Source organism: Mycobacterium sp. SMC-13 (assembly GCF_045311035.1).
In the GTDB taxonomy this organism is placed as follows: domain Bacteria; phylum Actinomycetota; class Actinomycetes; order Mycobacteriales; family Mycobacteriaceae; genus Mycobacterium.
Genome location: NZ_JBJIAI010000096.1, coordinates 1 through 1,033, shown reverse-complemented (window position 1 = coordinate 1,033; position 1,033 = coordinate 1). Strand labels below are relative to the sequence as shown.

Genomic DNA, 1,033 nt, shown 5'->3' with positions numbered 1-1,033 from the left:
TTGTCACGGCCGAGCCGGAGCTGCTGGCCTCGTTCAAGATGGAAGGCAAGGCGCCGCGCACGGTGATCGTGATGAATGTGGAGGAAATCTACTTCCAGTGCGCCCGCGCGATCGTGCGCTCTGATCTCTGGAATCCGGACAAGCGAATCGATCCGGCGGCCTTGCCGACGCCGGGCCAGATCCTTGCCGAGATGAGCGAGCACACGGTCGGCGGCGAGAAGTACGATCGGGAATGGCCGGAGCGCGCGCGCCAGACGATGTGGTGACGTCTTCCTCCCTCGCCCCGCTCTTCGCGGGGCGGTTGCAACGGCTGCGCCGAAGCTGCGATCAGCCCTTGGTCTGCTCCTCGAACGCCTTCAGCGACACCGCTGCGATCTCACGCAGCGTCTCGCGGTTCGCGCCCGAGGAGGCCATCACGCACATGCCCGATGTGACCGCGGAGAGATAGCGCGCAAGCGTGACCGGATCGACGCTTGCGCCGAGGTCACCGTCGGCCTTGGCGCGGACAAAACGTTCGCGCAGCTGGTCCTCGGTGCGGGTGCGGCGCGCCGCGAGTTCGAACGGAACGTTCTCCGAGCCGGTGCCGCAGGCAAGGCCGCCCTGGACCAGCAGACATCCGGGCGGGTTGGCGGGGTCGGTCTGGGCGTCCGCATGCTCCATCAGAAATCGTTCGGCCACCTCGTGCGCGGTCGGGGCACTGACCACCCGGTCCATCCAGGCGTCGCGCTTTTCGCTGTAACGGTCGAGCGCGGCCTTGAGCAGGCCTTCCTTGCTGCCGAAGGCGGCATAGAGGCTCGGAGGATTGATGCTCATCGCCTCGGTGAGCTGCGCGATCGTCGCGCCCTCGTATCCGTGGCGCCAGAACACGTCCATGGCCCGGTCCAAGGCGGCGTCCGCGTCGAAGGCGCGGGGGCGTCCCATTCCCATTTTTCGTTGCTCCGTAAGCGGGGTGCCGTTTCTCTGACGGACTGTCCCTAGCTTATCCTATTGTTGCACCGGATGTTTTTCCACGACTTCCCATTTCCCCATGAAT

General features: G+C 65.6%; 1 protein-coding gene and 1 pseudogene. One reads left to right on the top strand and one right to left on the bottom strand.

The window, feature by feature from the left end; genetic code table 11:
* Positions 1-266, top strand: a pseudogene (locus ACJH6I_RS31850) (hypothetical protein); the annotation flags it as partial.
* A 61-nt stretch (positions 267-327) separates the two neighbouring features.
* On the opposite strand, the gene ACJH6I_RS31845 reads toward ACJH6I_RS31850, so the two are convergent.
* On the bottom strand, positions 328-921 hold the full coding sequence (locus ACJH6I_RS31845; RefSeq protein WP_406785201.1) for a TetR/AcrR family transcriptional regulator: 594 nt from the start codon (positions 919-921) through the stop codon (positions 328-330).
* Positions 922-1,033: the final 112 nt, after the last annotated feature.

Coding starts and splice junctions, on each gene's coding strand:
- ACJH6I_RS31845 (WP_406785201.1), bottom strand. CDS start 921: ATGGGACGCCCCCGCGCCTTCGACGCGGACGCCGCCTTGGACCGGGCC.